Origin of the sequence: Halomonas colorata, from assembly GCF_014897985.1 — a bacterium.
GTDB classification, from domain to species: Bacteria; Pseudomonadota; Gammaproteobacteria; order Pseudomonadales; family Halomonadaceae; genus Vreelandella; species Vreelandella colorata.
Window position 1 is genome coordinate 39,391 of sequence record NZ_JABUZA010000026.1, and the last position, 24,741, is coordinate 64,131.

Annotated in this window: 22 protein-coding genes; 12 read left to right on the forward strand and 10 right to left on the reverse strand. The window is 53.0% G+C overall.

Annotated features, from left to right (window positions below; genetic code table 11):
* Window positions 1-16: 16 nt before the first annotated feature.
* From INT33_RS13390 to mpl, 3 genes are read right to left on the reverse strand one after another with little or no spacing between them, the layout of a single operon-like run.
* Window positions 17-637, reverse strand: coding sequence for a LysE family translocator (locus INT33_RS13390; protein ID WP_193092118.1), 621 nt, complete (start codon window positions 635-637; stop codon window positions 17-19).
* Complete coding sequence (locus INT33_RS13395) at window positions 634-1,293, reverse strand: flavin prenyltransferase UbiX (RefSeq protein ID WP_319643930.1); 660 nt, start codon at window positions 1,291-1,293, stop codon at window positions 634-636. The genes INT33_RS13390 and INT33_RS13395 overlap by 4 nt, the downstream gene beginning before the upstream one ends.
* Window positions 1,290-2,675 carry a UDP-N-acetylmuramate:L-alanyl-gamma-D-glutamyl-meso-diaminopimelate ligase gene (gene mpl, locus INT33_RS13400; protein WP_193092119.1) on the reverse strand — a complete coding sequence of 462 codons (1,386 nt, stop codon included), beginning with the start codon at window positions 2,673-2,675 and terminating at the stop codon, window positions 1,290-1,292. Before mpl ends, INT33_RS13395 begins: the two co-directional genes overlap by 4 nt.
* Before the next feature lie 271 nt (window positions 2,676-2,946).
* Here mpl and INT33_RS13405 point away from each other — a divergent pair, with 271 nt between their 5' ends.
* Window positions 2,947-3,336, forward strand: a complete 390-nt coding sequence (locus INT33_RS13405; protein ID WP_193092120.1) for a glutaredoxin family protein — start codon at window positions 2,947-2,949, stop codon at window positions 3,334-3,336.
* A 13-nt stretch (window positions 3,337-3,349) separates the two neighbouring features.
* Here INT33_RS13405 and INT33_RS13410 read toward each other — a convergent pair whose 3' ends face one another.
* A complete protein-coding gene (locus INT33_RS13410) occupies window positions 3,350-3,847 on the reverse strand; it encodes a hypothetical protein (protein WP_192537836.1) in 498 nt (165 codons plus the stop codon).
* Window positions 3,848-4,141: 294 nt separating this feature from the next.
* On the opposite strand from INT33_RS13410, the gene INT33_RS13415 reads away from it, so the two are divergent.
* From INT33_RS13415 to pepQ, 7 genes are all read left to right on the forward strand, one after another.
* Window positions 4,142-5,713 (forward strand): ABC transporter substrate-binding protein, encoded by a 1,572-nt coding sequence (locus INT33_RS13415; protein ID WP_193092121.1) that lies wholly within the window; start codon window positions 4,142-4,144, stop codon window positions 5,711-5,713.
* 156 nt (window positions 5,714-5,869) lie between these two features.
* Window positions 5,870-6,919: an ABC transporter permease gene (locus tag INT33_RS13420; RefSeq protein WP_193092122.1), complete on the forward strand. Its 1,050-nt coding sequence runs from the start codon at window positions 5,870-5,872 to the stop codon at window positions 6,917-6,919.
* Window positions 6,916-7,863, forward strand: coding sequence for an ABC transporter permease (locus INT33_RS13425; protein ID WP_192537833.1), 948 nt, complete (start codon window positions 6,916-6,918; stop codon window positions 7,861-7,863). Before INT33_RS13420 ends, INT33_RS13425 begins: the two co-directional genes overlap by 4 nt.
* Before the next feature lie 7 nt (window positions 7,864-7,870).
* A complete protein-coding gene (locus INT33_RS13430) occupies window positions 7,871-8,887 on the forward strand; it encodes an ABC transporter ATP-binding protein (protein ID WP_192537832.1) in 1,017 nt (338 codons plus the stop codon).
* A gap of 17 nt (window positions 8,888-8,904) precedes the next feature.
* Window positions 8,905-9,951 carry an ABC transporter ATP-binding protein gene (locus INT33_RS13435; protein ID WP_193092135.1) on the forward strand — a complete coding sequence of 349 codons (1,047 nt, stop codon included), beginning with the start codon at window positions 8,905-8,907 and terminating at the stop codon, window positions 9,949-9,951.
* Window positions 9,952-9,997: 46 nt separating this feature from the next.
* Window positions 9,998-10,909, forward strand: a complete 912-nt coding sequence (locus INT33_RS13440) for a LysR family transcriptional regulator (protein WP_193092123.1) — start codon at window positions 9,998-10,000, stop codon at window positions 10,907-10,909.
* Between the two features lie 14 nt (window positions 10,910-10,923).
* Window positions 10,924-12,222, forward strand: coding sequence for a Xaa-Pro dipeptidase (pepQ, locus tag INT33_RS13445; RefSeq protein ID WP_193092124.1), 1,299 nt, complete (start codon window positions 10,924-10,926; stop codon window positions 12,220-12,222).
* Between the two features lie 51 nt (window positions 12,223-12,273).
* On the opposite strand, the gene INT33_RS13450 is transcribed toward pepQ, so the two are convergent.
* The 3 genes from INT33_RS13450 to INT33_RS13460 all read right to left on the reverse strand — a co-directional run bounded on the left by INT33_RS13450 (window position 12,274) and on the right by INT33_RS13460 (window position 16,044).
* Window positions 12,274-13,050 carry a TatD family hydrolase gene (locus tag INT33_RS13450; protein ID WP_193092125.1) on the reverse strand — a complete coding sequence of 259 codons (777 nt, stop codon included), beginning with the start codon at window positions 13,048-13,050 and terminating at the stop codon, window positions 12,274-12,276.
* 116 nt (window positions 13,051-13,166) lie between these two features.
* Entirely contained in the window at window positions 13,167-13,775 is a 609-nt protein-coding gene (locus INT33_RS13455) for an OmpW/AlkL family protein (protein ID WP_192537829.1), read from the reverse strand.
* 472 nt (window positions 13,776-14,247) lie between these two features.
* Window positions 14,248-16,044 (reverse strand): NAD(P)/FAD-dependent oxidoreductase, encoded by a 1,797-nt coding sequence (locus tag INT33_RS13460; protein WP_193092126.1) that lies wholly within the window; start codon window positions 16,042-16,044, stop codon window positions 14,248-14,250.
* Between the two features lie 358 nt (window positions 16,045-16,402).
* Here INT33_RS13460 and INT33_RS13465 point away from each other — a divergent pair, with 358 nt between their 5' ends.
* The 3 genes from INT33_RS13465 (at window position 16,403) to INT33_RS13475 (ending at window position 20,525) form a co-directional block, all read left to right on the forward strand.
* Entirely contained in the window at window positions 16,403-18,385 is a 1,983-nt protein-coding gene (locus tag INT33_RS13465) for a sigma-54-dependent Fis family transcriptional regulator (protein ID WP_193092136.1), read from the forward strand.
* A 100-nt stretch (window positions 18,386-18,485) separates the two neighbouring features.
* The gene (locus INT33_RS13470; RefSeq protein ID WP_193092127.1) at window positions 18,486-19,340 is read left to right on the forward strand and encodes an AAA family ATPase; all 855 of its coding nucleotides are present in this window, start codon (window positions 18,486-18,488) and stop codon (window positions 19,338-19,340) included.
* Between the two features lie 3 nt (window positions 19,341-19,343).
* The gene (locus INT33_RS13475; protein WP_193092128.1) at window positions 19,344-20,525 is read left to right on the forward strand and encodes a vWA domain-containing protein; all 1,182 of its coding nucleotides are present in this window, start codon (window positions 19,344-19,346) and stop codon (window positions 20,523-20,525) included.
* Between the two features lie 30 nt (window positions 20,526-20,555).
* Here INT33_RS13475 and INT33_RS13480 read toward each other — a convergent pair whose 3' ends face one another.
* Window positions 20,556-21,119 (reverse strand): hypothetical protein, encoded by a 564-nt coding sequence (locus INT33_RS13480; RefSeq protein ID WP_193092129.1) that lies wholly within the window; start codon window positions 21,117-21,119, stop codon window positions 20,556-20,558.
* Between the two features lie 111 nt (window positions 21,120-21,230).
* Here INT33_RS13480 and INT33_RS13485 point away from each other — a divergent pair, with 111 nt between their 5' ends.
* Window positions 21,231-21,623, forward strand: coding sequence for a RidA family protein (locus INT33_RS13485; protein WP_193092130.1), 393 nt, complete (start codon window positions 21,231-21,233; stop codon window positions 21,621-21,623).
* 5 nt (window positions 21,624-21,628) lie between these two features.
* Here the strand turns inward: INT33_RS13485 and INT33_RS13490 are convergent, their stop codons facing one another.
* On the reverse strand, window positions 21,629-23,077 hold the full coding sequence (locus tag INT33_RS13490) for a cobyric acid synthase (RefSeq protein WP_193092131.1): 1,449 nt from the start codon (window positions 23,075-23,077) through the stop codon (window positions 21,629-21,631).
* A 229-nt stretch (window positions 23,078-23,306) separates the two neighbouring features.
* The gene (locus tag INT33_RS13495) at window positions 23,307-24,608 is read right to left on the reverse strand and encodes a cytochrome P450 (protein WP_226940190.1); all 1,302 of its coding nucleotides are present in this window, start codon (window positions 24,606-24,608) and stop codon (window positions 23,307-23,309) included.
* Window positions 24,609-24,741: the final 133 nt, after the last annotated feature.

A 24,741-nucleotide genomic window follows, 5' to 3' on the forward strand; every position in this document is an offset into this window, starting at 1 on the left:
GCTTTAGCTCAACGCGTTAGCCTAGCGCCAGCCACGCGCCCACGCCTATCATCAACGAGCCGGCAATTCGGTTAAGAAGCCGAACATTGCCGCTCTTACCCAACGTTTTACGCAGCGTTTTACCGCCGGTGGCATAAACCAGCATGCTGGCAAATTCAATTAGCAGGATCACCGTGATAAGCAGGCTAAGCTGACTGGCAAGAGGGCGGCTGCTGTCCAGAAAAGGCGGCAGCAGCACCATAAAGAAAGCCCAGCCCTTGGGGTTAGCCACCGCGGTAACAAATCCCTGCATGGCTAACTGCAGACGACCAGCGGGCGGGCCGGCATTTAACTCATTGGGTATGGCCATCCGCCCACGAGAGCGCCACATCATCACGCCCAAATAGGCTAGATAAGCGCCCCCAATCCATTTAAAGGCGATAAAAAGCTCGGGCTGACGCAACATTAATGCAGCGACGCCGGCCCCCGCAGCGGCTGCCACCAACCCCACGCCCAAAAGCTCACCAATCATCATCCAAAGCGTACGCTTTACGCCCTGGGTCATGCCTAACACCATCGCAAGGGTCATGCACATGCCAGGCGTCAGCGATACGAATAGAAACGTTGGCACAAATATCGACAGCGTTGCCCAGGTCATTGGTCATCCTTAGCAGTATCGCCTGCGTCAGCATCAAGCTCGCCCCAACGGGGCATCAAAGTATGTTGAATTCCCAGCTGATTAAGAATTCTCGCGACGATAAAATCGATAAGATCTTCAATTGATTGCGGACGATGATAGAACCCGGGCGCGGCAGGTAGAATCACCACGCCCAATCGACTTAACCCCAACATATGCTCCAGGTGAATAGGCGAAAACGGACTTTCCCGAGGCACCATCACCAGCGTTCGCCGCTCCTTAATCGCCACGTCCGCCGCGCGCTCTATCAGATTGTTGCTGGCTCCGGTTGCCACCGCGGAAAGCGTGCCGGTTGAACAGGGGCAAATGACCATGGCGGATGCCGCACCGGAGCCTGATGCCACGGGGGCCATCCAGTCTTCCCGACCAAAACAGCGGATCTGCCCCGGCTGCGCGCCGCTGCGCTCGCTCAATGCCTTGGCCAGCCTATCTGGCTGCGCGGGTAGCGTGATATCGGTTTCTGTCGCAACGACCATATGCGCCGCCTTGGAGATCATGACCCACACTTCATGGCCAGCCTCTACCAGCACGTCAATCAGCCGCAAGCCGTACTGCGCGCCGGATGCACCTGTTAACGCGACGGTAACCGGTTTTTTAAAGCACAAATCTTTACTCACGCCATGGATTCCTTTGCCGCTAGTGCGCTCAACAAACGTTCGTGTACGCCTTCAAAACCACCGTTAGACATGACAACGATACGATCCAGCGGCTCCGCCTGGCTAACCACCGCGCTTACCAATGCATCGATCTCACGGTACAGATGGGCCTTGGCGCCCTGCTCTGCGACCAGTTCGTCCATCGACCAGTCAATCCCCTCCGGCTGATACCAGTAGACCTGGTCGGCATCGGCAATACTTTCTTTAAGCCGATCACGCAGCGCTCCCAGACGCATGGTGTTGGAGCGTGGCTCGATGACCGCCAGCAAGCGCCCCTTGGTCGTGGTGGCTCGCAAGCCTTCCAAGGTGGCGGCGATTGCGGTGGGATGATGGGCAAAGTCATCAATCACCTGAACGCCTTTCACCTCGCCACGCACCTCCTGGCGCCTCCGCGGGGTCTCAAAGCGTGACAGAGCCGCACAGGCGCGGGCCAAGTCAACGCCGCACTGTTGGGCGGCGGCCAGCGCACCCAACGCATTACGCGCGTTGTGGGCACCGCTTAACGGCCATTCAACAACACTGTCTTCCTCACCTTCCGGCGTACGGTAAATGACCTGGAAACGGCTGGCATCGGGACGTTCCAGGCAGAGCTGCCAAGCGCTTTCGGCCTGCTCGCCAAAGTACTCAACCGGTGTCCAGGCGCCCATTGCCAGAACGCGCTCAAGAGCTGGCTGCTCGTCGGCGACCAGCAGGCGGCCCTGGCTTGGTACAGTGCGCACGAGATGATGGAACTGGCGCTCAATGGCCGCTAAGTCTGAAAAAATATCCGCATGGTCGAACTCAAGGTTATTGAGAACGGCAATATCTGGGCGATAGTGAACGAACTTGGAGCGCTTATCGAAGAAAGCCGTATCATACTCATCGGCTTCAACCACAAAGGGGCCTTGAGGGTCGCCCAGGCGCGCCGAAACACCAAAGTTACGCGGTACGCCGCCGATTAAAAAACCCGGCGCTTGGCCAGCGCTCTCAAGTAGCCAGGCCAATAAACTGGCGGTGGTGGTTTTACCGTGGGTCCCGGCAATGGCAATTACGCGCCGCCCTGGCAAAACATGCTCGGCAAGCCACTGGGCACCAGAGGTATAGGGCAAGCCACAGTTAAGCAGCGCCTCTACTTCCGGGTTTCCGCGCGATAACGCATTGCCTACGATAACCAAGTCGACAGACGCCTCAAGGTGCTCTGCACGATAGCCCTCCATTAGCGTAATGCCTGCCTCAGCCAGCTGCGTACTCATGGGCGGATAGACATTTGCATCCGATCCGCTGACCTGGTGGCCCTGCTCACGTGCCAACAGCGCAAGACTACCCATAAAGGTGCCGCAGATACCGATAATGTGAAGATGCATGGCGTGCGCCCCTAACAACATAGTAAACAGCAAACAAATAGCTGAAAAGACTAGCATGCCCGGCTGGAATGCTCATCCATAAGCGTTGGATTTAAACTCCAAAACTGGCCGTCTTCATGCTAAGCGCAGGTCAAAGGTGGTCAGCCAAGTGACAAATGCGCTCGATTGTTGCAGGATGCGCCCATTCTTATTGACTGCCATACCTAAGATTGACTGCCATACCTATCGACAAACGCAGGCCATATGCTTAGGGCCTGCAAGGGAGCTTACAATGCGCGTTTTAATTCGTTATTTTTTTCGAGGTGTTCGTTTGGTGCTGGCACCGATAATGATTATCTCGGAAAAACTCACCACGCCGAGCGCCATTGAACGCCCTCCCGAAGAGCAGGCACGCGTCGATCAAGCCTGTCAGCGTTTAGCCCTTTATCAGTTTCGCACCTGCCCATTTTGCATCAAGGTACGCAAAGAAATAGCCCGTCTGGGCCTCACCATTGAGCTGCGGGAAACCCAGCTTGATCCGACTCACAAGCAGGCGCTGGTTGAAGGAGGCGGTAAAACCAAGGTGCCTTGCCTGAAAATTCACCATGAAGATGGCCGTGAAGAGTGGCTGTATGAGTCGGATGATATTAATAAGTGGCTACATCAACAGTTCGGCGCTTAGAACGCGACCCGGCTTAGAACTCGACACGATAGGCTTCAACATCGAACTGCACATCGATGTCGATCCCCTCATCCTGGCTTGGCGCTGCATCTAAATCACTCTGTAATGCCATGATGCCCTGAATATGTCCGGTAACGTGAACCTGACTGCCTTGCTGTTCAAAATGCTCCAACGTGACGGTGACACTGCCCCCTTCTGAAGTATAAAGAGGCGGCATGGCGGTGTTGCCGATCAAGTGCACGACCTGGGAGTCGATAAGCTGATTATCTTCGATACTTAAACTGATCGAGAGCGCTTCATGGGCATTCCAGTTATCAGGCTCGATAAACCCGGAAATTGTCACCTGCTGTTGATCGCCTACTTCTATAAAAGAAGCATTTGAATCCCGGCCCTCACTTAAAATAAACCACTCACGCGGCTCGCCCTCAAGCGTTCCTTCAATGCTCGTGGCCTGCGTGGTTAACGGAAGTAATCCGGCTAGCAGTAATATGCTCCAGCTACATGTTTTCATCACAACCTTCTTACAACCTTTTAACGCCTTGTTGGTGTGCGTACGGAAAATAACCAAACGCTCGTTTATTTTTTAGATAAGACTTTTGTCTAACATTTGTTGCGTCATGCGCCGCTATAAGCGTAATCATTCAGTAGATGAATAGAGCCTGTCATTATTTCGATTGTGCGACGTAAGAGTCACTCTCTATGTTAATAGCTTAGCTTACAAGCTGACCGTGTATGTTTTACTCGCTTTTGTAATGCATTTAAGCGTTAAAGCGAACAATAAAACCATCAAAAAATGGGAACAATTATGACGCTCAAGAAAACGTTACTGGCTTCTATTATCGGTGCCACGGTAGCAGGTGGTGCAATGCTACCCCTGACAGCCAGTGCTGAAACCTTACGCATAGGCTACTCGGCTGATCCCGAAACCCTCGATATTCACGAACAGCTATCAGGCGGCATGTTGCGTTTTTCTCACCTTGCTTTCGACCCTCTCGTGCGCTGGACCAAAGATTTCGATTTTGAGCCACGCTTGGCCACCGAGTGGGAGCAAAAAGACGATACACACATGCGCATGACGCTACGTGAAGGCGTTACCTTTCACTCAGGTAATGAGTTCACAGCGAAAGACGTAGTGTGGACCATTGAGCGTCTAAAAGAGAGCCCAGACTATAAGGCGATTTTTGAGCCTATCGAAAGCGCTGAAGCCATTGATGACTACACGGTGGAAATTACCACTGCCGAGCCTTATCCGCTGATGCTTAACCTGGCAACGTATATTTTCCCGATGGATAGCCAGTTCTACACCGGTGAAGCTGAGGGTGGCGGTGATAAAGCGGAAATCGTTAAAGCCGGCAATTCCTTTGCATCACGTAACGTCTCCGGTACCGGTCCGTTTGTGTTGACTGACCGCCGCCAGGGCGTGCGCGTTGATTTTGAGCGCTTTGAAGATTACTGGGACACGGAAAGTGAAGGCAATGTGTCCAGCATCGTGTTAACCCCCATCGCTGAAAACGCTTCACGCGTAGCCGCCCTGCTGTCTGGCGGCGTCGACTTTATCGACGCAGTACCGCCCAATGATCTGGAGCGCGTGCGCGAAGCAAGTGATGTCAATCTTTTCGAAGTACCGGGTACCCGTATTATCGGTTTCCAGCTTAACGAAGAACAAGTTGAAGCATTTCAGGACGTTCGCGTTCGTCAAGCCGTCGACCTTGCCATCAATCAGGAAGGCATCGCTGACCGTTTAATGCGCGGCTTTGCCACACCGGCCGGCCAGTTCTCACCGGAAGGCTACTCAGGCCATAACCCGGACCTGGTACCGCGTTACGATCTTGAGCGCGCCCAGGAGCTGATGGCGGAAGCGGGCTATGAAGATGGCTTTAGCGTTGACATGATCGCGCCGAACAACCGCTACGTTAATGACGCACAGATTGCCCAGGCTGTCGCCAACATGCTGTCGCGCATCAACATCCAGGTGAATCTGCGCACCATGCCGCTGGCCCAATACTGGCCTGAGTATGATACCCGCCAGTCGGATATCGCAATGCTGGGTTGGCACTCAGATACCGAAGATACGGCTAACTTCTTCCAGTATCTGTCTTTCTGTATCGATGACGAAACGGGTGCGGGTCAATACAACTACGGCAACTACTGCAATGAAGAAATTGATGCACTAGTTACCGAAGCCGACAGCACCACCGATCTTGAAAAACGTAACGAAATGCTGCGTGAAGCCGAAGCCATGCTGTATGAAGATGCTGGCTTCATTATGCTGCATTGGCAGAACCTGGCTTACGCTGCCGCTGAGGGCGTAGACGTTGAGCCTGTTGTTAACGCCGTCGACTTCCCCTACCTGGGCGATCTCGTCATCAATCGCTAAGTTTGATTAACGCTTTGTAAGTTACCTGCACGGATGCTTCGCTCTCCAGCTACCTGGAGAGCGAAGCGCGTGCTGTGTCAAAACCCGTTGCAAAACGTTAACTAAAACTTGTTTCTACTTCCTTTGTTAAACACTATTACATAGGTGGCGTACGCCATGATTGCCTTTTTAATCAAGCGGCTGATGCACGCGGTATTGGTGATGTTCGTCATCAGCGTGCTGGCCTTCGCCATTCAGGACAACCTGGGTGACCCGATACAACAAATGGTTGGACAGTCGGTCCCCGAAAGTGAACGCGAAGCCTTACGCGAGCGCTTAGGCCTTAATGATTCGTTCATGGTGCAGTATGTGCGCTTTGCCAAGAATGCGGTGCAGGGAGACTTTGGCTACTCCTACTTCTACCGCGAACCGGCGCTCAGCGTTATTGCCCGCCATTTGCCAGCAACGCTTGAACTGGTGTTTGCGGCAACGTTAATTATCGTGATTTTTTCGGTGCCTATCGGGGTATACAGTGCAATTAAACCGCGCTCGATTATTTCGCGATTTTTCATGGGCGTTTCGATCATTGGTATCTCGATACCGGTATTTTTAACCGCTATCGTGCTTATTCAAATATTTGCCATCGGCATCACCGTGTCGATATTCCCCGAAAGTACCGGCTGGGGCGCATGGCTTAATGGTTTGCTCTCTACCCAAGGCAACATGCCGTCGTTTGGGCGTGGCTACGACTTAGTGCATGTGGTCGGCCATTGGGATACGAACCTTGCTTCCTGGAGCGGTTTGCAGCATTTAGTGCTACCCGCCATTTCACTTGCCTCCATTATGCTGCCACTGTTTATTCGCTTAATTCGCGCTGAGATGATGGAAGTACTGCAGTCTGAATACGTGAAATATGCCCGCGCTAAGGGTATCTCCATGCGCCGCGTGTATTTTGTTCATGCGCTTAAAAACACCATGCTGCCGGTCATAACCGTGGGCGGCGTGCAAATTGGCACCATGGTGGCGTACACCATCCTGACTGAAACCGTTTTCCAGTGGCCAGGCATGGGCCTTATGTTCCTGGATGCGATCAACCGTGCTGATATCCCGCTCATCGTGTCCTATCTGATGATTGTCGGCGTCATTTTCGTGGTGACAAACACCATCGTGGATTTGATCTACGGCTACGTGAACCCCACCGTAAAACTGACTGGTAAGCCCGCATGACGATGACAACCAAGCCAACCAAGGCACCTAGCCGCTTCCAGCGCTTTAGCGACTCCTTTCTGTGGTACAGCTTTAAGCGCGACCGTACCGCGCAGCTATGCCTTGCCGTGTTTATCTGTCTGGTAGTAGCCGCTTTTGCCGCGCCGCTGATTGCACCGACCGATCCCTATGATTTGCGCCAGATCGATATTCTTGCCTCTGAGCTGCCGCCTTTCTGGATTGATGGTACCGACGAGCGCTATATCCTGGGTACCGATGCTCAAGGACGCGATCTTTGGTCGATCGTTTTATACGGTACGCGCGTGTCGCTTTTAATCGGCTTTGGCGCCGTTATTCTGCAAGCGCTTCTAGGCGTGACCTTTGGCCTGATGGCAGGCTATCTGGGGGGTCGCGTTGATGCATTCTTTATGCGCCTGGCAGATATCCAGCTGTCTTTTTCCACTCTAATGGTCGCTATCGTGGTGGGCGCCGTGGTGAAAGCCACCATGGGCAGCTCCTTTTATAGCCAGTACGCGGTTCTCATGCTGGTGTTGATTATCGGCCTGGCCGAATGGCCACAGTACGCTCGAACGGTACGTGCCTCAGTGCTGGCAGAGAAAAACAAAGAGTATGTGGACGCCGCCCGTGTCATGGGGCTGCGCAGCAAGCGGATTATGTTCCGCCATGTGTTGCCCAACACGCTTTCCCCGATTTTTGTTATATCCACCGTACAGATTGCCAACGCAATTATTTCTGAAGCAGCGCTGTCGTTTTTGGGGCTGGGCATGCCCGAAACTCACCCATCACTTGGCTCGTTAATCAAAGCGGGGTTTGACTACATTCAGTCGGGTTCCTGGTGGATCACATTAATTCCCGGTGCGGTACTGGTCGTGCTAGTGCTGTCTATCAATCTATTGGGCGACTGGCTGCGCGATGTCATGAACCCACGACTCTATAAGGGCTGAGGACATCATGGCATTACTTGAAGTTTCCCAGTTAGATGTACGCTTTGCCCTGCGTCAGGGCGAGGTCAAGGCAATACGCGATGTAAGCTTTACGCTTGAACGCGGCGAACGCTTGGGCATTGTAGGCGAGTCTGGTGCGGGTAAATCAGTGGCCGCCTTTTCGCTGCTTAACCTGATTGCCAAGCCAGGTTTTATCGCGGGTGGCAGTATCACCTTTGAAGGGCAAACACTTAACACCATGTCGGAGCGCGGGCTGCGTAAAATACGTGGCAACCGTATTTCGATGATCTTCCAAGATCCGATGATGACCCTTAATCCGGTGTTGTCGATTGGCGAGCAGATGGTCGAGTGTCTGAAAGCCCACCGCCGCATTTCTTCAAAAGAAGCCCGTACCATCGCGTTGGATAAGCTGCGCCAAGTGCAAATCCCCTCACCGGAAAAGCGCCTGGACCAGTACCCGCACGAGCTTTCCGGCGGGATGCGCCAGCGTATTATTATCGCCATTGCCCTGCTGCTTGACCCAGATATCATCATTGCCGATGAACCAACCACTGCGCTGGATGTGACCATCCAGGCGGAAATCATGGCGCTGCTCTTGGATCTTTGCGAGCAGCACAATGTCGGGCTTATTTTGATTACCCATGACCTGGGTGTGGTAAGCCAGGTTACCCAGCGCATGCTGGTCATGTACGCCGGGCGTGTGATCGAGCAAGGCCCCACGCGCGAGATCATTAACGACCCGCAGCACCCTTACACCCAAGGGCTGATCAACGCCCTACCCCAAATGGCCACGCCAGGCGAGAAGCTGAATCAGATTCGCGGCAGCATGCCGTCGCTCTCCAATTTGCCCAGCGGCTGCGCCTTTCATCCGCGCTGCGACTTTATCAAGCGCGCCGATGGCCAAACCCGCCCTGCCTGTATTGAACAGGTACCTGGTTTTGTGCAGGCGGGTAACTGCCAGGTCGCCTGTCATATGGTGGCTGAACTAATGGAAGATCGTCGTTTAAAGGAGGAAAGCCAATGAGCACGCAGACAAGCGCCATGGCAGCCAACCACATCCCCACTGAAAACGTCGATACAGCCCAGCCACTGTTGCAAATTCGCGATCTTAAAAAGCGCTTTTCGCTATCAGGTGATTTTCTTGACCAGCTGCGCTTTAAAGGCGGCAAGCTTATTCGTCACCAGGAGCACGTTCACGCCATTAACGGGGTCAACCTCGAGATCAACCGTGGCGAAGCACTCTGCGTGGTGGGTGAGTCCGGCTGCGGTAAATCCACCGTTGCCCGTACGGTGATGGGGCTGCTTTCACCTTCAGAAGGCGAAATTCATTATGACGGCCAGCGAATCGATCATTTAAGCTCGCGTCAGTTGCTGCCCTATCGCAAGCGCATGCAGATGATTTTTCAAAACCCCTACGCCTCGCTTAACCCGCGCATGACCATTCAGCAAACGCTGGAAGAACCCCTGCGCCTGCACCATCCAAACTGGAATCGGCAACAGATTGCCGACAAAGTTAAAGACGTTATGGGCTCGGTGGGTATCGACCCCGACTGGGGAAAGCGGTTTGGTCATGAGTTTTCCGGCGGCCAGCGCCAGCGTATTGCCATTGCCCGTGCGCTGGCGGTGGATCCTGAGTTTATCGTCGCCGACGAGCCCATTTCGGCCTTGGATGTGTCAATTCAGGCGCAGGTGTTGAATCTCTTGATGGAAGCCCAAAACGCGCGCAATTTAACCTACCTGTTCATTACCCACGACTTGGCCGTTGTTGAGCATTTTGGTACACGCGTCGCGGTCATGTACCTAGGTACCGTGTGCGAAATAGCCACTACTGCAACGCTGTTTGCCAAACCTCGTCATCCCTATACCCAGGCACTGCTCTCTTCGATTCCACGCCTTGAAGATGACCGACCACAGCATATTCGCCTTAAGGGCGAAGTGCCGACCCCGGTCAATCTACCTAGCGGCTGTGTGTTTCATGGCCGCTGCCCGTACGCTAACGCGCGCTGCATCCAGGAAATTCCCCAGTTGCAAATGCAGGATGACGGTACGCGGGTTGCGTGTCACGCTGTTGAGGAAGGCCGCCTATGATTAGGTATTCATTGGCCAAGCAAGTCATCTCACTGCGGGGTATCGCATGGAAATTCGCTGGCTAGAAGACTTTATTGCCCTGGCCAGAACACGGCATTTTTCGCGCGCAGCCGACGATCAACATGTCACCCAGCCCACCTTCTCTCGGCGCATTAAACTGCTGGAAGAAGAAATGGGCGTTACGCTGATCAATCGTCAGACGTTACCACTTTCGTTAACACCCGCGGGCGAGGAGTTTCTTACGCTCTGCGAGCAGGTAACGGAACGGGTACGCTTGACGCGTGATCGCCTGCGGGAAATTAATGCCGGCCAGCAGCGACGCATTATGGTGGCGGCCCCGCAGAGCCTGCTTGGCCATTTCCTGCCGGAATGGCTCGCCTCGACCGGCTGGCAGGATCGGGTACAGCCCTACTTGCGAGCCACCGGCTGGGTAGCCAACGATTATTTTCAAGCCTTGGCACGCGCGGAGTGCGACCTAGCCATTTGTTACTGGCCTGTGGGGCGCTGCGATCTGGAAATCGATACTAGCGCCAGCACTTACAAGGTCATCGGTCATGAACGACTGATACCGGTTACCGGCCTAAGTTCGCAAGGCGAGCCCAGTGCGGCATTGCCGGGAACACGCGCTCATCCCTCGCCCTGGCTCGCCTATCCAAAGCGAGGCCTGCTCGGCTCTGCGATAAAGGCTCATTTGGCCAGATTGCCACACAGCACCTACCTGAATGCGCAAAGCGAAAACCTATACGCAGCCGGTATTAAAGAGCTTGTACTGCTTGGGTACGGCATGAGCTGGCTTCCCGAGCGCAGCGTCGCGAAAGAGCTTACCCAGGGCACCCTGGTAAGAGCAGGCGATAGCCGCTGGGATGTACCCATGGAGCTGCGCTTGTATCGACATCAACTTCAGCGCCACGCCGAATTGGATAAATTCTGGAGCGAACTCGCCCCTTCACGTAGTTAACAGGATACGCTTGCATGTCAACGACGCTTTTCAACCTGCAGCTTGAACATATCGCTCATTTGCAACGCGCATATGAACAGGTGCTAACTAAATCCGGCTTTGACAGCTTGGCGATTTATAGCGGTCACGCTGACTACCATTTTGCTGACGATCATGCCGCCTCTTTTCAGACCTATGGCCACTTTATGCACTGGGTGGGGCTTGCGGATATTCAGCACAGCTGGTTGGTCATTGCGCCGAATACGCGCCCTCAGCTCTATCTTTATGCGCCGGATGATTTTTGGCATCTACCTACAAAGCTCCCGGAAGAGCCCTGGGTATCCGCCATAGATGTGCATTTATGCAGCACTAAAACCGCTCCGACGTTTACGGGCAAAGCCGTCGTAATTGGCGATATTGAAAGCGTTAGTACCGATATCAGCCAGGCGCTGAAGGCGGACGTGGCTCCTAATGCGCTTGTTCAGGCACTTGATGAGCTGCGTATGTTCAAAACGCCTTATGAAGTAGCCTGCCTGCGAGAAGCCAACCGGCTGGCCATTGCAGGCCATCAGGCGGCGCAAACCGCATTTATTGGTGCCTCGGGTGAGCTTGATATTCAACTGGCATACCTTGCCGCTAGCCGACAGCGCGAATCAAACGTTCCCTATCAAAATATTATTGGCTTGAATAACCATGCCGGTGTCCTGCACTACCAACACTATGACTTAACGCCTCCCAAACAGCGTTTTAGCCTGCTGGTGGATGCCGGGCGGCGCTTTCGAGGTTACTGCGCGGATATAACGCGTACCTATGCCGGGCCCGATGCGCCCGCCGTTTTTGGCGAACTGGTGAACGCCCTGCATCGCCTGAAAGATGAGATGGTTGAGAGCATCGTGCCCAACGTTGATTACGTTGGGCTGCATAAACAGATGCACCACTCTCTGGGAAATATCCTGGTCGCTCACGATCTTTTTAAAGGCAGCGCCCAGCAAGCCGTTGAAGAAGGCGTTACGCGTGCTTTCTGTCCACATGGGCTAGGTCATTCGCTGGGTCTTCAGGTCCATGACGTCGCGGGCTTACGACATCCAGATGGCACCCCTGCTCCTGCGCCCACTGAGCATCCTGCGCTGCGTTTAACACGCACGCTCAAGCCTGGCATGGTCGTGACTATCGAACCGGGGCTCTATTTTATACCCATGCTCTTGAAACCGTTGCGTGATAAAGCGTTGCCCATTAACTGGACGCTGGTTGATCAGCTGCTGCCTTGTGGTGGGATCCGTATTGAAGATAACGTGCTGGTCACCGAATCCAGCTTCGAGAACCTGACGCCTTGAGCCTCCCAGACTCGAAGGGGTCGTCCCTCTGACGCTGACGATTTTAACCAATCAGATCCTGAAAAGCCGGCGGGTATTGTCGCGAATGGCCTCGGCAATCTCCTCCGGCGACTCTTCGCGAATCTCACAAAGGCTATTCCAGATGTGGCGAATACGCTCAGGGCGATTGGGCTCGCCCTGAAACCCTTGCACCGGCATATCCGGCGAGTCGGTCTCGAGCAAAAGCGATGAAAGCGGGAGGCGCGAAAGCGTTCGGCGGGTCTTGGTGGCCCGCTCGTACGTTAGCGTGCCGCCCACGCCGATATAATACCCTGCCTCGATGAAAGCCCGTGCCTGCTGCTCGCTGCCGGCATAACCGTGCACTACCCCGGTCCTTGGTAGCTCGACTCGCCTTAGGTGCATCGCGAGCTTGTCGTGGGCGCGCCTGGAGTGAAGGATCACAGGCAGCTCGAACTTTCGCGCCAGACGCAGCTGCGATTGAAGCAGCGCCTCCTGCCTTTCGAACTGCGGGTCCTCGATGTAAAGATCCAGCCCGATCTCCCCGATCGCCACTAGCTTGCTAGGTCTTTGGCGAAGCCATACCTCGAGCCGGTCGAGATGCGCCTCTTCGAACTCGCCGATTGCCATCGGATGAATGCCGAGCGCGGCGTAAACCGGGTCGAAGCGCTCGGCCAGCGCCATCACCCCGCCGAAGCGCTCGGCTGTTACGCCCACCGCAATGATTTTTTCGACCCCGGCCTCGCTCGCCCACGCAAGACTCTGCGCTTCATTATCCGCGAAGGGGGGGAAATCGAAGTGGCAATGGGTATCAACGAAGAATGTGGTCATGTGGCTACTCCTTTACCGTTAGAGATAGCTTAAAAGCGGGTAAATCGAACATACACAAAAACGCCCGGCGTTTGCCGAGCGTTTTGAGATGACTAACGTCGATCAATCAGAGGACGTTAGAAGCGGTAAGTAACACCACCGCCGATCGTTACCGGGTTCATGTCTACTTTACCTACCGTGTCACCACCAACGCGTACATCAGTGTCGACATCGGCATAGCTTACATAACCGTTCAACAGAATATTTTCAGTTACCGCTAGGTCAACGCCTGCCTGGCCGATAGCGCCATAGCTTGCTTTAACATCAACGTTTTCCGGCTCGCCAGAAAAACGCGTGTAGTTCAGACCCGCACCAACGTAAGGCTGTACGCGTGAATCCATTCCACCCAGCGGGTAGTAGTTCACTAGCAGATTAACGGGCAAGCGGTCGATGCTGCCGATATCGCCTGCATTAGCAGTGTTCAGCTGGTGCTCAAATTTCTCAGAGCTATTGAGCTCAACACCCACTTTATCGGTAAACAGGTAACCAGCGCCGAAGGTGAAGCCGCTCTCGTTTTGAACATTCAGTTCATCGCCAAGGATATTACCGTTGCCTGAACCGGTATCCGTTTTAGCGTAACCACCGCGGACAAATGCATCGCCTGCGTTATATGCCAACGCCGCCTGGCTTGCCAGGGCAAAACCAGCAGTAATCACAGCGGCTGAAATCAATTTTAAGTTGCGCATTTGGTTCATCCTCTTTGCGTTTTAGCTGGGAACAGCGCCGGACAACCGGCTTGCCTATACAATATATACTATTCGAACAGTGTTTCCAAATTATGTGTGGAATTTTTTTATACTTTTGTACAAGTTTAATTTTCATTAGACATAAAAAAAGACCTCCCGAAGGAGGCCTAGGTGGAGCACGCCAGCTCACTCTGTGTACCGCGCGGCATGTTCACCGCGCCGGTGTTGCAAAGAAGGGAAAGCAACCGACTATTGCTGATTACTCTGTTCATTTGCTGCTTGCCTAATACATAGCGAACCGTGTGCCACTTTTACAAAAAATCATAAAAATCATTAGCATATAAAAAATTATAACAATTACAGATGGCTAACAAATTCTTTATAAGCTATGGCTGCACCAGCGCAGCCCATTTTTAAGTAGTGTTGCCTTATAAACGTACAACCTTCTTCATGTGTACTTTAATGCGCGCTTTTAAGCACTATGGTGAACAGGCTGCAGACCAAAGACTGGCGTCTCCATCCCTTCCATTCGAGCTTTTAGCTGCAGCGCCAAATAGTGGGAGTAATGGCGCGATTGGTGCAGATTCCCGCCGTGAAACCAGAGCGAATCTTGTTGGGTTGGCTTCCACATATTGCGAAGCTCCCCTTCCCACGGGCCAGGATCTTTAGTGGTATCAGAACCCAGTCCCCAGCATTTGCCCACTTTATCGGCCACCTCCTGAGATATAAGCCGCGCTGCCCAGCCATTCATAGAACCATAGCCCGTAGCGTAAACGATTAAATCGGCGGGTAATTCACTGCCATCACTCAGCGTGATGGAGCGCTTGTTAACCCACTCAATCCCCACGCCGCTGCGCAGCTTAATATCGCCGTTGGCGATCAAGTCACAGGCTCCTACATCAATGTAATACCCTGAACCTCTGCGCAAATATTTTAAAAATAAACCAGAGTCGTCGTCGCCAAAATCAAGCATAAAGCCAGCATCTTCTAGCTTTTTATAAAAGGCGGCATCGCGCTTGCGTACCGCGTTAAATGCCGGACGCTGAAAATCCGGTAGTACTTTATAAGGGATAGAGGCAAAAAGAAGGTCGGCTTTGTCATGAGTAATACCGCTGGCAACGGCTTCCTCTGAGTAAAGCGGCCCCAGCACCTCTTGCATGAGCGAGTCTGATTTCACAATATGAGTAGATGAGCGCTGCAGCATAGTCACGTCAGCATCATGCTCCCAGAGAGCAGCGGCTATATCGTGAGCGGAATTATTAGAACCGACAATAACGCATTTTTTACCTGTGTAGGCATCCGGTCCAGAGTGTTGACTTGAATGCTGCTGCTCACCTTCAAAATCATTCGCGCCTGGAAAATTCGGTACGTTGGGCATACCTGACATACCTGTGGCCATGACCAATTGCTTAGGCTTCAGAGTAACCTCAACACCGTCTCGCCTAACCTTAACCACCCACTCTCGGGCCGCCTCGTCATAATGAGCGCTCTGACACTCGGTAGAGCTCCAGTAATTGAGCTCCATGACCTTGGTGTACATTTCCAGCCAGTCACCCACTTTATCCTTCGGGGCAAATACCGGCCAATTTTCTGGAAAAGGGATATAAGGCAGATGGTCGTACCATACTGGATCATGTAGGCAGAGCGATTTATAACGCTTACGCCAGGAGTCACCGGCACGTTCATTTCGCTCAATGATAATTGTTGGCACCCCCATTTGCTTAAGCCGCGCGCCTAAGCCTATGCCACCCTGTCCACCACCGATAATCACGCAGTAGGGCTGCTGAGAATAACCTAACTCTAATTCTTCCCGCTCGCGAGCTTCCTGCCAAGTTTCACGCTGCTTGTTGGCCCCGTGTTCAGCTCCTTTGGGGCGGTTATGTCTGCGCGGTTCAGGAAAGTCGTTTAACTCCTGCATTGTCGTTAGTAGCGTCCAGCACTTACCCTCTTTTAAGCGTAAATATCCCTTACCAGTCGCCACCGCTGTTTCAAAGGTAAACCACGCCTCGCAAATATCGCCATTCATGGCCGCTTCACCGTCTAGCTTCCAATTGGATGGTCGCGTGTTATCCAGGGTGGCCTTTAGCATGGCTTGAATAGCGTCTTTGCCTTCACAGGTTTTTAAATTCCAGGTGAAGGAGACAAAGTCTCGCCAGTAGCACTCATCACCAAATAGCGCGAGCACTCGCTGAATATCCTTAGCCTGTAAGGCGTTATCAAATTCACTTAACCAAGCTTGCGCGATAGCTGTGGCGGTTTGCTGTGTCATAACAAGGACTCCGATTCACGATTGTTATTGTGTTAACGCTTACGTCTTGCCAGAACTGTTTTCAAAGACCGTTTTAAGAACCGTTTCACAATAGTCTTCACAACTGCTTTTTATAATGCTTCACAGCATACCTAAGCACCCATCGTGCCAACCCAACCAAAAATTAAATAAGCAACTGAAAAATAACAAAAAAATAGAGATATTGACGTTACTTAGAGGCGTATTTTCTGTAACACTGTTTACAACCCAGCATTACAGGTGTAACGCCCGACTAACGGAGTAATAAAGCTGCGTTGACACCGGCGTCACAATGCTTAGGCTGAAAGAACAAGAACAACTGCGCCAGGTGAGCAACACTATGCCGATGAATGCACCACTGCCCGCACGGCTTCAGCCCGTCCAGCGCCAACACATTGAACATATTTTTCAGCTCGGCGACGGGTTGGATAAGCCCCATTTACCGGCCAAACAGACCATTCGCAACTCTTGGCTGCGCTGCCTAAATGAATACCAGCTAGACCCTACTCAACCGCGCCCAGCACGAGTTGTGCCGCAGCAAACGCTCATTGAACACCGAGAGTCGGTCGACGAGCTTTTGCACGTAGCCAGAGCCGGGGTCGACCAACTGTATAGTCAAATTGCCACGTTAGGCTACGTGCTACTGCTTACTGACCATCGCGGTATTACGGTGGAATTTCGAGGCAATACCGACCAAGACCAGCAGTTACGCAAAGCTGGGCTTTATTTAGGTGCCGACTGGGATGAGCGCTTTGCAGGGACATGCGCAGTAGGCACCTGTCTTCACGACCGCCAAGCGATTATTTGTCACCGAGAGGAGCATTTCGATGCCTCCCACATTGCGCTTACCTGTACGGCAGCTCCCATTACTGACCCTCAAGGCAATGTGATGGCCGTGCTGGATATCTCAGCCTTACACTCTCCTACCCAGCATGAAAGCCAAAACTTTAGCCTTTCATTGGTAACTCTGTACGCACGCATGATTGAGGACGCCTACTTTTTACAGCGCTACCGCGACTGTCTCATGGTGCGCTTGGATACCTCTCGGGAATTTGTGCATGTTAACGGGCGCGGTTTAATCGCCATTGAGGAGAACGGCCAGATAATTGCCGCTAATGCAGTAGGCCGTGAGCTACTTGCCAACCATCATCAACGCTGGCCCCCCTGGTCGGCTATATCCACTACCCATCTTAGCGAATTATTTGAATGTGATATTGCCGATGTGCTCAATATTAATAGCGCTGTCGATGACCAGCTGCGCGCGTTTCGCGCTCGGGCCGACAGTGTCATTTACTTTATTAGCCTATTAGAACCGCGCCGTCCGCGCACTGCAGAGCGCTTACAAGCGCCCACCAATTCGCTATCTGAACCTTTAGCTCATTTAGGCGGCGATGATCCCGCCATGCGTAAAGTACAAAAACTGGCCGAGCGGCTACGCAACGAAATTAGTGTTAACGTGTTGATTAGTGGAGAAACAGGTACAGGTAAAGAAATAGTCGCCCGCGCACTTCACAATAGCGGACACCGCTCAGAAGGGCCTTTTATAGCAGTAAACTGCGCCGCTATTCCTGAATCGCTAATCGAGAGTGAACTGTTTGGCTATGAACCGGGCGCCTTTACCGGCGGCCGTGTTAAAGGTATGCGTGGCCTGATACCCCAGGCCAACGGCGGCACTCTTTTTCTGGATGAGATTGGCGATATGCCGCTGTCCCTGCAAACACGACTCCTGCGTGTTTTATCCGAGCGCGAAGTAATGCCTCTAGGAGCCAGCACCCCAATCCACGTGGATATGCGGGTTATTACAGCAAGTCATCGCAACATCGAAGCGCTGATTGAGCGCGGTGAGTTTAGAGAAGACCTTTATTATCGCTTAAATGGTGCACAGCTGAGTTTACCGACCCTACGCGAACGCGCCGATAAACTTTATGTGATTCGTCGTGTATTTAACGATTTAGTCTGCGCGCGAGCGGCAAATGAAACGCCACGCCTAAGGGCGGATGCTATTAGTGCGCTCTTAGCTTATGCCTGGCCTGGTAATATTCGGCAGCTCAAAAACGCGCTCGCCTTTGCGCTAGCCACAGCAGAAAATAACGAGATCACCGTTGAGGACTTACCCGAGCAGTGTCTTAGCCAACGTATTACCCGCCAGCCTATTCACCATGCTGAGGCTAAAAGCTCAGAGCCCAGCCAGCAGTTAGTCTCGCTGCTGCGTGATCACCACTGGAATGTAAGCGCAGTCGCCCGGATACTGGGTATTTCGCGTCCCACGGTCTACAGACAAATGCAACGCCAAGGGATTGTGCCACCTAATTGGCGCACCTAAATAAGAGCGGAAACAACAGTCCATTAGCCTTGACGTTTACCCTCACGTACACTTGTTTGAAATTCTGACAATGCGATTTTCGACAAGCGGAGGCTCCCCCATGGCGTTTGAATCCACCTCTTCGTACATTGCCACTGACGCACTTAAACAGGCGGTTAACGCCGCGGTAGTTCTTGAGCGTCCGCTGCTTATCAAAGGCGAGCCGGGCACCGGTAAAACCCTACTGGCGGAAGAGCTGGCCGAATCGCTAGGCACTCGGTTGATTACCTGGCATATCAAATCCAGCACCAAAGCGGCCCAAGGCCTTTATGAATACGATGCGGTTAGTCGCCTGCGCGATTCTCAACTGGGTGTTGAGGGCGTGGAAAACGTTGCCAACTACATCAAGCCCGGCAAACTATGGGAAGCCTTTACCGCCGGTGAGCGCTTGGTACTACTGATCGATGAGATCGATAAGGCCGATATCGAGTTTCCCAACGACCTGCTTCAAGAGCTTGATCGCATGGAGTTTCACGTTTATGAGACCGGTGAAACGATTCGCGCCGAGCAGCGCCCCATCATTATCATTACGTCCAATAACGAGAAAGAGCTGCCCGATGCTTTTCTTCGCCGCTGCTTTTTCCACTACATCGAGTTCCCTGACCGCAACACCATGCAGGCGATTGTGGATGTGCATTTTCCTGATATTGCGCCCCGGCTGGTGAGCGAAGCGTTAAACGTATTCTTTGAACTCAGAGATGCCCCTGGCCTAAAGAAAAAGCCTTCGACCTCAGAACTAGTGGATTGGCTAAAACTGCTGATGGCCGATGAAATTGCCCAGGAAGCGCTTTACAACCGCGACCCGGCCAAAGCCCTGCCGCCCATGGCCGGCGCGCTGGTTAAAAACGAGCAGGATACACAGCTGCTTGAACGCTTGGCGTTTATGTTACGCCGTCAGAAAGGCACAGGTCGTTAAGCCATGTTTATTGGTCTGTTCGAAACTTTAAAGCGTGCGGGCGTGCCTGTTTCGCTGCGTGAGTTATTGGACCTGCACGCGGTGGTTGAACGTGGCGTGGTATTTGCCGATATGGAAGCGTTCTACCAGGTTGCCCGCACGGTAATGGTAAAAGACGAACGCCACTTTGACCGTTTTGATCGTGCCTTTGCCGCCTGGTTTAAAGGCCTTGAAGACATGGACGCCGCCATCGAGGCACTGATTCCAGATGACTGGCTGCGCCGTGAATTCGAGAAACAGCTTTCTGAAGAAGAGAAAGCCAAGATTAAATCACTAGGTGGCCTGGAAGAGCTGATCGAAACCTTTAAAAAGCGCCTGAAAGAGCAGAAAGAGCGCCATGCAGGCGGTAATAAATGGATTGGTACCGGCGGCACCAGCCCGTTTGGCGCCTATGGCTATAATCCTGAAGGCATTCGCATTGGCCAGGAAGGCTCACGCCATCGCCGCGCAACAAAGGTATGGGATGAGCGGCGTTTTCGCGACTATGACGATTCACTGGAGCTTGGCACGCGCAATATCAAGATGGCTCTGCGCCGGCTGCGAAAGTTTGCTCGCCAGGGCGCTTTAGAAGAGTTCGACGTCGACAGCACCATCCGCGAAACGGCCCGAGATGGCGGCTTATTGAACGTCCAGATGCGCCCTGAACGCCATAACGCCGTTAAAGTGCTGCTATTTCTGGATGTAGGCGGCTCAATGGATGACCATATTCGTGTCTGCGAAGAGCTGTTTTCGGCTGCCCGCTCGGAATTCAAGCATCTTGAACACTACTACTTTCACAACTGCCTATACGAAGGCGTATGGCGGCATAATTCAAGGCGCGGCAGCGAGCGCATCCCGACCATGGATGTGCTGCACACTTATGGCGCTGATTATCAGGTAGTCATTGTTGGCGATGCGGCCATGTCACCCTATGAGATTACTCACCGGGGCGGCAGCGTTGAGCACTTTAATGAAGAGTCCGGCGGCCTGTGGCTTAAACGCGTCTGCGAGACGTTCCCCCACTTGGCGTGGCTTAATCCTATGCCGCCCCGTGTCTGGGAGTACACATACTCCACGCAATTAATCCGTGAAATTATCACAGACCGTATGTACCCCATGACGCTGGAAGGGCTGGAAAGCGCGATGCGCGAGCTGGCCAAAAAGTAGCCTCGGCCAGCTCACTGGTTAAGCATGTTCTTAAAGCGTTGCGGGAAACTGGTTTAAACCGTTTAGAAAGTCCTGCTTGGCGCTTTCAAACGCTTTGGCATCGTGCTTGAAGCGCCGCAGAATCAACGCCTCATCCAGCGCGACCGTGGCAGCTAGCTCACCTGGATCGCTGACCGGATGACGAGCACTCAAGCCGATACGCTTGTTATCCTGCCCATCAAACCAGCGCTTGATGCCGCTCGCTTGATACATGGCTTCCTGCTCGGCACTATCAACCTCAACTCGCAGCGGAGCTTTAAGTGACAGCTCGCTGATTAGACGCTGTTTGGCGCCAGCCGACTCCAGCTCACAGGCGTGGGTAATCGTCATGCCTTCACCCGCTTCATCCAGTACCAATAACGCTAGCGCTAACGGCTTACCGGCACCATCAACGCCCGCCACTAAACGCGCGATCTCCTGGGTAAACAGGACGTTACGCGTACCAGTAAATACCACCAGCGGCGTTAACCCTGCCTGCTGACCATATACTTCAGCGCATAACCGCGCTAAACAGGCATCTCGCTGCCCTGCGTCTTTAATCTGAACTACCTTCATTACGCTCTCTTTAAGCTGTTGCTAACCGTATTAGCTACGTTAATGCATGTGAACTGATCGGGATACGAATAGTCACAAAATTGAGCACTTTTGTTGCCCTATGGAGGATAAATGCCACAGTTTATCAACGACCCTACGCTACCCAAGCCAGATTTTCCGGGAAGTCACATGGTGATTGATGATCACTATGTGTTTATCTCAGGTCTGACCGTTGCCGACCTTTCTAACGGCCACGCTGCCAAAGGCGATATCAAGAAAGAAACGCGTCTGGTAATGCGCGAGCTTGAACGCATGCTGAACCAAGAAGAAGGCAGCTTAGCGGATGTGGTGCGTGTTGACATCCATTTGGCTGATTTAAAAGACCTCAGCGCGATGAACACTATTTATGCCGAATTCTTCGAGCCAGGTTGCTACCCGGCCCGCACGTGCACTGAGTCGCCCTCTATCTGCGGCGATAGTCATCTTGAAATTACCTTGATGGCTAAGCGTGCCAGCCGTGGCTAAACATCTCAGGATTGAATAAGCCCTAAAATGGCATCCATATCCAAATGCGCCTCCAGCAAATCCGCCAAGCGATCCAATTCCCGCTCGCGATGAGCCAGGTAATCAACCGGTTCGGCGTGCACCAGCCCCAAGCGCTCTAAAAGCGCTTGGCAAGCTTCTGGGTGATCAAACAGACCATGCAGATACGTGCCCATTATTTGCTCGTCCTGACTGACCGCCCCTTCCATCCGACCATTTAGCTCAAATAGCGGGTTTGCTAGCGCCGCCCCATCGCTTACCCCGTTATGAATCTCATAACCGGTCACGGCAGCACCACCGACTATCAAAACGCCGCTTACGTTACGCAGCTGCTTGCCTGGCACCATTTGCGTGGTAAGCGGCAATAAACCTAGACCCGGTACGTGCCCCGGCTCGCCTTCAAGACCGGCTGCATCGTCTACCCATTGCCCCAGCATTTGAAAGCCGCCACAGATACCCAGCAGCTTGCCGCCGTAACGAAGATGACGTTGAATCGCCGACTCCCAACCCTGGCGTTTAAGCCACGCCAAATCGCTGGCGGTACTTTTGCTGCCCGGTAAAATAATTACATCGGCAGGCGGAATCGGTTGGTCCGGGCCAATAAACGCTAGCGCCACCTGAGGGTGAAGGCGCAGCGGGTCAAAATCAGTATGGTTACTAATACGCGGCAAGGCTGGCACGATGATTTTTAATGGCGCTGTCTGCGCGGTTTTTTGAATTAAGCCAACGCTATCTTCGGCATCCAGCAATAACCCCTGCAGATAGGGCAAAGTGCCGAACACGGGTTTACCTGTCCGCTGGGTCAACCATTCAAGGCCTGGGTTGAGTAAGCCAATATCGCCACGAAAACGATTAACAATAAAACCCCGCGTGCGGGTCTGCTCGCTTTGACTGAGTAATTCAAGCGTGCCGACTAGCTGAGCAAATACGCCCCCTCGGTCAATATCACCGACCAGCAGTACAGGGCAATCGGCCGCTTCAGCAAACCCCATATTGGCAATATCGCCCTTGCGTAGATTAATTTCAGCAGGACTGCCTGCCCCTTCGGCAATAATCACATCAAAGCGGCGTTCAAGCGCTTGCCAGGCCGCCATTACGCTCTCTTTGGCGGTCTGTTTGAAGGCATGATAATCCAGCGCGTCCATGTGCCCGTAGACCTTGCCGCGCAAAATAACCTGGGCGCCACGGTCGGTTTCAGGCTTGAGCAGCACAGGGTTCATATCGCTATGCGGAGCAACGCCTGCCGCTTGCGCCTGCAAAGCAGTAGAACGGCCGATTTCCCCGCCGTCTTCGGTTACAGCACTATTTAGCGCCATATTTTGAGGTTTAAAAGGAGCAACGGAGATGCCACGACGTTTTAAAGCGCGGCATAGCCCTGCAACCACCGTGCTTTTGCCCGCATCTGAGGTGGTGCCTTGGATCATTAAGGTGGCCATGCGCCCTGCTCCGTGCATTCGTAAACTCAAAGAAGACGGAACTTTAGCGAGCGCCATGCAAGGATGCAATGCACATGCATGAAGAAGCAGGCCGGGCTAGGTCATAAACCTTTGGCAACCACTTGCCATTCTTGCCGCTACCGACAGCGAGATGAACGATTAAAATGCTGTTGTGATAACAGCGCCTTGACAGCAAGGTATTGATGACAATGTCTATATAACCATATCTTTATAATGCAGAGTCTTCCTGGGTTGTTATAGAGTCCACGTGTTTAACGCGAAAGCAGAGATGGAAATTGCTCAATAGCGCGGGCATTGGCTCATCCTCCTTCAGTCTGTCCGGCGGATCTAGGCTGAACCGATGATTTTTAATCAGGGCAGCCAATACAGCACTGGTCACCAGCAGCACTATATGTCTTCCAGGGCAAATACCAGGACCTCCGCTAAAGGGTAACAGTGGCCAGTGTTTAAACTGCTCTGGGTCTAGCCAAATATCGGGCGCAAAGCGGTTAGCCATTTCCAACTGGCGATCGTCCCGATGAAAATACGGTGCATGAATAAGCAGCGTAGTATTCGTCGGCATTTCACCTTGTGACCAGCATGTCCGCTCGGTTGTTTCGCGCAAGATAAGAGGCGTTGTTGGCCAGAGCCGCAAGGCTTCCAGCACACAGGCTTTTAAGACGGGGTTATCGGATTGAGGCTGCGATTTTTGATTAGCCTCCGCCTGGGCCCGCTCCGCTTGGGCTGGATGAGCACAAATTAACGCCAGCGCTCGAAACGTCGCCATGCCGGCAGGCTCAAAAGCAAACAGCCACTGGGGCATCTGATCCAACGGCTTCGCCTGGCCTTGAGGCGCGTAACCCGATAGTTTCGCCGCCAAGCTATTGGGTTCAGCTTGCTCTACATAATGCGCTAAACGGTCATGAAATTTTTGCCGTAGACGTTTACGCTTGGGGCGCATAAAACCCCAGTTAGCTGCCTTACGCAGTTGAATCAGTTCCTGGGTGAGCGGGTAATCATCCCGGGCAGCGTCACCGAGCACCACGCGGCGTACGATACGATTCCAGGCATCAAAAAATAATGGCCAATCCAACTGATGATTATGGTGGTAAACGGTCTTTAGGAGCGCGTCCACCTCCTCCTCAGCCACCTGGGTAAAATGCGCAGAAAAGCGGTGCATCGGGCAGCCGCTTTGTAATACGTCATCATTTAGACGTCGCCGCTCTTTGCGGGCCTTTCCGTGCGAGATCAACGCCATATCCGGTTCAAAGTGGGAAAGCGCGCTCTGTTTTGCAGTTTCTGCCGTTGCGAACGGTTCGGGCGTTTCCTCCATCACCCGATTGGCATCGTCTGGGTCTAATACCAGTGCCATGGGTTTGAAAGGTGTTTTAAAAAGTAGCGGGCCTTTGCCATATTTATTGCTGAACGCCTGCACCTGTTTTACGGAGCGTTTATCCAGCGCCCAACGCTCAGCAAAATGGACAACGCCTGGACGGCGAACGATCACTCCCTTAGCAATATTAGGGGCCATTACCTTAAACAAGAACGATAGCGTCTCGCTAAATGATGCGGTAGGTAGTGAATCAGTGAATCGCCCCGGGTTTCGTAGACACCTCTAGGCCTTATACTAAAGGTACCTAGGAGGATCCATGAGCCGTCCCCGT

Excerpts from the sequence above, each read along its gene's own strand:
- INT33_RS13490 (WP_193092131.1), bottom strand. The coding sequence starts at position 23,077 with ATGGCCACCTTAATGATCCAAGGCACCACCTCAGATGCGGGCAAAAGC.
- pepQ (WP_193092124.1), top strand. The coding sequence starts at position 10,924 with ATGTCAACGACGCTTTTCAACCTGCAGCTTGAACATATCGCTCATTTG.
- INT33_RS13425 (WP_192537833.1), top strand. The coding sequence starts at position 6,916 with ATGACGATGACAACCAAGCCAACCAAGGCACCTAGCCGCTTCCAGCGC.
- INT33_RS13470 (WP_193092127.1), top strand. The coding sequence starts at position 18,486 with ATGGCGTTTGAATCCACCTCTTCGTACATTGCCACTGACGCACTTAAA.
- INT33_RS13440 (WP_193092123.1), top strand. The coding sequence starts at position 9,998 with ATGGAAATTCGCTGGCTAGAAGACTTTATTGCCCTGGCCAGAACACGG.
- INT33_RS13460 (WP_193092126.1), bottom strand. The coding sequence starts at position 16,044 with ATGACACAGCAAACCGCCACAGCTATCGCGCAAGCTTGGTTAAGTGAA.
- INT33_RS13410 (WP_192537836.1), bottom strand. The coding sequence starts at position 3,847 with ATGAAAACATGTAGCTGGAGCATATTACTGCTAGCCGGATTACTTCCG.
- INT33_RS13475 (WP_193092128.1), top strand. The coding sequence starts at position 19,344 with ATGTTTATTGGTCTGTTCGAAACTTTAAAGCGTGCGGGCGTGCCTGTT.
- INT33_RS13465 (WP_193092136.1), top strand. The coding sequence starts at position 16,403 with ATGCCGATGAATGCACCACTGCCCGCACGGCTTCAGCCCGTCCAGCGC.
- INT33_RS13430 (WP_192537832.1), top strand. The coding sequence starts at position 7,871 with ATGGCATTACTTGAAGTTTCCCAGTTAGATGTACGCTTTGCCCTGCGT.
- INT33_RS13450 (WP_193092125.1), bottom strand. The coding sequence starts at position 13,050 with ATGACCACATTCTTCGTTGATACCCATTGCCACTTCGATTTCCCCCCC.
- INT33_RS13435 (WP_193092135.1), top strand. The coding sequence starts at position 8,905 with ATGGCAGCCAACCACATCCCCACTGAAAACGTCGATACAGCCCAGCCA.
- INT33_RS13390 (WP_193092118.1), bottom strand. The coding sequence starts at position 637 with ATGACCTGGGCAACGCTGTCGATATTTGTGCCAACGTTTCTATTCGTA.
- INT33_RS13415 (WP_193092121.1), top strand. The coding sequence starts at position 4,142 with ATGACGCTCAAGAAAACGTTACTGGCTTCTATTATCGGTGCCACGGTA.
- INT33_RS13420 (WP_193092122.1), top strand. The coding sequence starts at position 5,870 with ATGATTGCCTTTTTAATCAAGCGGCTGATGCACGCGGTATTGGTGATG.
- INT33_RS13405 (WP_193092120.1), top strand. The coding sequence starts at position 2,947 with ATGCGCGTTTTAATTCGTTATTTTTTTCGAGGTGTTCGTTTGGTGCTG.
- mpl (WP_193092119.1), bottom strand. The coding sequence starts at position 2,675 with ATGCATCTTCACATTATCGGTATCTGCGGCACCTTTATGGGTAGTCTT.
- INT33_RS13485 (WP_193092130.1), top strand. The coding sequence starts at position 21,231 with ATGCCACAGTTTATCAACGACCCTACGCTACCCAAGCCAGATTTTCCG.
- INT33_RS13455 (WP_192537829.1), bottom strand. The coding sequence starts at position 13,775 with ATGCGCAACTTAAAATTGATTTCAGCCGCTGTGATTACTGCTGGTTTT.
- INT33_RS13480 (WP_193092129.1), bottom strand. The coding sequence starts at position 21,119 with ATGAAGGTAGTTCAGATTAAAGACGCAGGGCAGCGAGATGCCTGTTTA.
- INT33_RS13495 (WP_226940190.1), bottom strand. The coding sequence starts at position 24,608 with ATGGCCCCTAATATTGCTAAGGGAGTGATCGTTCGCCGTCCAGGCGTT.